Origin of the sequence: Nonomuraea zeae (assembly GCF_005889725.1) — a bacterium.
Taxonomy (GTDB): domain Bacteria; phylum Actinomycetota; class Actinomycetes; order Streptosporangiales; family Streptosporangiaceae; genus Nonomuraea; species Nonomuraea zeae.
This window is the reverse complement of the sequence record NZ_VCKX01000501.1, coordinates 1-5,046: the sequence shown is the minus strand read 5'-3', so window position 1 is coordinate 5,046 and position 5,046 is coordinate 1. Positions and strand designations below refer to the sequence as shown.

5 protein-coding genes and 1 pseudogene are annotated in these 5,046 nt (G+C 70.9%); 1 reads left to right on the top strand and 5 read right to left on the bottom strand.

Features of this window, described 5'->3' with window-relative positions; genetic code table 11:
• A partial coding sequence (locus ETD85_RS64175; RefSeq protein ID WP_170247459.1) for an acyl carrier protein occupies window positions 1-237 on the bottom strand: 237 nt, incomplete at its 3' end.
• Window positions 238-462: 225 nt separating this feature from the next.
• Here ETD85_RS64175 and ETD85_RS59975 point away from each other — a divergent pair.
• Window positions 463-1,560, top strand: coding sequence for an alpha/beta hydrolase (locus tag ETD85_RS59975; protein WP_138698710.1), 1,098 nt, complete (start codon window positions 463-465; stop codon window positions 1,558-1,560).
• Window positions 1,561-1,644: 84 nt separating this feature from the next.
• Here ETD85_RS59975 and ETD85_RS59970 read toward each other — a convergent pair whose 3' ends face one another.
• From ETD85_RS59970 to ETD85_RS59955, 4 genes and pseudogenes are all read right to left on the bottom strand, one after another.
• Window positions 1,645-1,977, bottom strand: a complete 333-nt coding sequence (locus tag ETD85_RS59970; RefSeq protein ID WP_138698709.1) for a hypothetical protein — start codon at window positions 1,975-1,977, stop codon at window positions 1,645-1,647.
• Window positions 1,978-2,258: 281 nt separating this feature from the next.
• Complete coding sequence (locus ETD85_RS59965) at window positions 2,259-3,554, bottom strand: hypothetical protein (protein WP_138698708.1); 1,296 nt, start codon at window positions 3,552-3,554, stop codon at window positions 2,259-2,261.
• Window positions 3,555-3,606: 52 nt separating this feature from the next.
• Window positions 3,607-4,812, bottom strand: a complete 1,206-nt coding sequence (locus ETD85_RS59960; protein ID WP_138698707.1) for a glycosyltransferase — start codon at window positions 4,810-4,812, stop codon at window positions 3,607-3,609.
• Between the two features lie 40 nt (window positions 4,813-4,852).
• Window positions 4,853-5,046 (bottom strand): annotated as a pseudogene (locus ETD85_RS59955) (MFS transporter); the annotation flags it as partial.

The window sequence follows — 5,046 nt, the reverse complement described above, 5'->3', positions numbered from 1 at the left end:
GCGTACCGGAGGAGGGAGGGGCGCGGACAGCGCGCGGGCCAGGCGCGCGATCGTCGGGTGCTCCCACACGAGCGTCGGGCTCAGCTCGCGGCCGACCAGCTCGGCCAGCTCGCCCGCGATCGCCACCGCCTCTCGCGACGACAGCCCGTACTCCTCCAGCGGCCGATCGGGATCCACGTGCTCGCCGAGCCGCTCGACGAGGAAGCGGCGGATCTCATCTTCGCCGGGTACGTCCACGGAACACTCCCATGCAGCCGGGGTGATCGGCCAACATACCCATCGGCCCAGAGGAGAGGCAGACGCGAACGGAACATTCCTCCGGTCCGATTTGTCACGCGAGTGACAATCCGTTGATTTATCCGTCATGGCGCAACAACGGGCTGCATTTCGTTGCCTGCGGTCATAGCTCGACCGGCGCCGCAGGCCCTAACCTCGCCTGCACTCACGGCGAAGGGGATCACCATGCGACGGCCTGGCCTGCCGGCACTGGCGGCGACGCTGCTCCTCCTCGGCACGAGCGCCGCACCCGCCCGCGCCACCGAACTCGGCACGAGCGCCGCCGACCCCGGCTGGTCGTTCGTCCCCGACGGCGGCGGCGAGCAGCCGGCCACGCCCACGCCCCAGCCCACCCAGCCGTCCGGCTACGCCCCCGGGCAGCCCGCGCTGCCCGGCACCGCCCGCGTGGTGCGGGAGCGCCGCCTGGACGCGCGCACGCTGGACGTCCTCATCTCCTCACCGTCGATCGGCCGGATGACGCCGGTACGCCTGCTGCTCCCCCGAGGCTGGTCGAAGAGCGCGAAGCGGACCTGGCCGGTGCTGTACCTGCTGCACGGCGGCGCGGACGACTACACGTCGTGGACCCGCATGACCGACGTCGCCGCCTACACCGCGAACCTGGACGCCATCGTCGTCATGCCGGAGGCGGGCCGGGCGGGCAACTACTCGGACTGGTACAACGGCGGCAAGGGCGGCACCCCCGCGTGGGCCACGTTCCACACCTACGAGGTGCGCCGCCTGCTGGAGGTCGGCTACCGCGCGGGGACCAGGCGCGCGATCGCGGGCCTGTCGATGGGCGCGTACGGCGCGATCAAGTACGCCGCCCGCTACCCCGGCATGTTCCGCTTCGCCGGCGCGTACAGCGGCATCATGGCCACCGAGCTCCCCGGCATCCCGGCGATCATCATGAACGCCCAGTCCAGCGAGAAACAGGATCCGCTGGCCCTATGGGGGCACCCGCAGCGGAACAAGAAGGTCTGGGCCGCCAACGACCCGATGGTCCTCGCCCCGAATCTCAGGGGCGTCAGCCTCTACCTCTCCAGCGGCACCAACAGCTTCAACGGCCCGCTCGACCCGCCCGGCTCCCCCTGGCACCCGGCGCATCTGGGCGAGCCGCTCTCGGCCTACACCGGCAAGGCCCTGAGCGCCCGGCTGAAGAAGCTCGGCATCCGGCACACCCTGCACCTGTACGGGAACGGCACGCACACCTGGCCGTACTGGACGCGCGAGTTCAAGAGGTCCTATCCCATGATCGTAAAGGCGCTCGGGCTCAGGACCGGCTAGGACCCGCGCCCGGCGCGCCCCCGCCGGTCAGGACGCGCCGCACGACGAGCGGGCTCCTGACCGGGCGGTTCCTTGTTGACGGATTTACGGGACGTCGAACGTCTTGCGGTTGTTCGCCCCGATGACCTCGATCCCCTTGGTGCCGAGGATGCCGTCGAGCGGCAGCGACACCGTGTAGGGGGCCGTGGCGGGCAGCCCGATGCCCGGCAGCGAGCCGACGACCTCGATCCCCCAGTATTCGGGCTGCTTGATGTAGACCAGCGGAGACAGCGAGACCTTCATGTTCAGGTACGGCTGGGTGCCGCTGACGATCAGGATGAACGAGTTGGGCACGATCCCCGGTACGACCCGAGCCTCCTCGAAGTCGATCAACCGGACAGATGCGGATTGTGGCAGCTCGGCGAAGTTTTCCGCCATGGCGAAGCCCCCTTCAGAAATGTGATCCCCCAGGTCACCGGTGGTAGCGCAGTCATCACCGACCGGTGGCCTCTTCCCGTGAGCTATGAAACTCTCACGCGTCCGCCGGGCCGGGCAACGGCCTGCGGAGGAGAGCCACAGGACCCTAACGACGAAGCCACTGATCCCGTGAAACCGGACATCTCCGCGTCGCCAGGCAGAACGCGATAGCCCCCGCCTATCGGCTGTCGCGCGACGGGCGGGGGCTTCGGTGAGGCTTCGGCGGGGCTTCGGAACGCGGATCAGGCCGCGTGCACGTACACCTGGCCGAAGACCTCGGAGAGGTTCTTCAGGTCGGTGGCCACGTCGACCTCGGGGCTGGCCGGGTCGTAGATGGTGGCCAGGCGGGGGCGGACCGTGCTGAGCTTCTTGAGCTGGTCCCAGGTCACGTTCGCGGCCCACTTCTCGCCGTACACGCGGCTGACCTGGCCCTGGTCGTTCTGCCAGCGGGTCCACAGGGTGACCGTCTCGGCGGCGTCGTCCTGGAGCGGGGCAGCGACGCGCTCGGTGATGGCCTTGGTGGCCTGCTCCTCGGTGAGCTGGGCGGCCCCCGTGGAGGCGAAGGAGGCGTCCTCGGCGGCGATCTGGGCGTAGGCGTCCCAGGCGCGGGCGCGGACCTGGATCCACTGGTTGCGCTGGGCCTCGGCGGCGTCGATCTTCCAGGTGGCGTACTCGGTGCCGAGGTGGCCGCTGTCGAGCGCGAGCTGGTCGATCAGGCCGGCGGAGAGCCAGGCGCCGATGCGGTCGGGGTCGAGCAGCGGGTACTTCTTCGTGATCTCGGCCTTGCAGGCGTCGTTGGCGCCGCAGCCGAACACCGGCACCACCGTGTGCGCTGCCAGCTTCTTGCCCGGGGCCAGGCTGCGCAGCGCGGCCGCGGTCTCGGCGACGAACTTGTCCATCTCCTCGGCGGTGGTGAACGTCTGGTTGTAGCCGAGCTGCGAGGTGAACCTGATGCCGACGACGCCCTGCTGCGTGGCGAGCGCGGCGACCTTCTTGACGGCCTCGGCGAGCTTGCCCGCCTTGTAGTCGTCGGCCAGCTCCGTCTCGATCCAGACGCGCATGTTCGTCTTGGTCTCGACGACGGCCTTCGCGGCCTGGCCCGCCGGGGTCTCCTGGGCGGAGGCCTTCTCGGCGGCGCTGAGCCCGTTGGGGTCGACGAAGCACTGCTCGCCGTTCTGGCACTCGGGCGTGCCGCCGTCCTCGGCGCCCTCGACGTCGGGAGAGCCGACGTCGTGCATCTCGCCGTCGCCCTCGGAGTCGGTGGGGCACACGGAGCCGGGCTCGGTGCAGTCGATGGTGATGGGGTTCATGGGGCCGGCGTCGATCATGTTCTGGCCGTCGTTGTCGAGCCAGAACTTCGCGATGTCCGCGGCCTCTTCGGGGGTGGCCATCCATCTGCAGACCACGTACGCCGGGGTGTCGGCGCCCATCAGGTCGTTACAGCTGCGCGGATCGTCCTCCGACCACGCCGGAACGCCTATGCCCAGGAGTGAGAGGGCGAGTCCGATGACGAAGATCTGCCTCAGTCGCAGTCGCATGGCGCCTTACTTCCAGGGGGTGATCGTGGGCATATGCACCATATCTGGACGATCAACAACGTTCAATCAGATCCACCGCCTTCTTCACGCCGTCCTCGACGCGGAGTAGCCGCCCCAGTTGAGCTGATTTTTCGCGATATTTGCGTACGGCGAGCAGCCGAGCGGCCAGTGCGTCCCTGCTGAACCCCTTGATCGGCAACGGCGGCGGCCCCGCCCCGAGCGCGGCCACCCTGCGCCCCCAGAACGGCTGGTCGGAGAAGAACGGGCACACCACATTCGGCACCCCCGCCGCCAGCCCCGTCCCCGTGGTCCCCGCGCCGCCGTGGTGCACGACGGCCGCCATCCGGGGGAACAGCACGTCGTGCGCCACCTCCCCCACCACCCGGATCTCGTCGGACGCCGCCACGGGCAGCCCCTGCACGATCCCGCGCATCCGCGCCCCGCGCAGCCCGGCGACCACCTCCTCGGCGACCCGCACGGGCTCACTCGGCACCATGCTCCCGAACCCGACGAACACCGGCGCCGGCCCGCTGTCGAGGAAGTCCCGCAGCTCTCCCAGCCCGCCGCTCCCGGCCAGCCGCCAGTAGCCGGTGAGATGGACGTGCTCGCCCCAGTCCACGGGCCTGGGCACCACCAGGGGGCTGACCCCGCACAGCACCGGCACCCCGGCCCGCCGATCCGCCGCGAACGGGCTGCCCCGCATCGGCCCGAGCCCCAGGACGCTCGAACGCAGCCGGTTCACCATTCGCCCGAGCATCATCCAGGCGGCCCGCTCCACCAGGGCGTAGCTGGCCCGGTTCCCCAGCCGGCCCAGCGTCGCGAGCGGCACCAGCGGGTTGGGGAACTCGCCGGTCGGCTCGCCGGGCTGGAAATGCAGGATCCGGTACGGCATCCCGTACCGATCGTGCAGGTGCCGGCCGAACGCGCCCAGCGCGGGGGCGAGGACCAGGTCCGCCGTGGAGCAGGCGGTGTCCACCTCGGCGACCAGCTTGGCGGCCAGCGGTTCCACGACCGTCCGGAAGCCGCGTACGAACCCCAGGGGCCCGCTCCGCAGCCAGTCCTGCCCCTCGTCGCTCTCCAGGATGGCCACCGGGTCCACGCCGAGCGGCGCGAACCCCACGCCCGCGCCCGCCAGCGCGGCGTACCGCCCGGCGGCGACCAGCGTGACGCCGTGGCCCCGCCGGGCCAGCTCCAGCGCCAGCCCCGCGCACGGCTGCACGTCCCCCCGGGACCCGAACCCCAGCACCGCCACCCTCATCCGGCCGCCACCTCCGGCACCGCGCTCCCGCCACCGGCCCTCACGGCAGCGTCGCCAGGCTGACGAGGGCCCCGACCAGCACCAGCCCGGCCGCCACCAGCAGCCCGGCCGCGTATCCGGCGGCGAAGCTCCCGGACGCGTGCACGATCACCCCGATGGCAGCGATCCCGAAAAGCCCTGAAATTTCACGACTGACCGAGAAGACCCCGCCCGCCACCCCCGCGCGCGACTCCG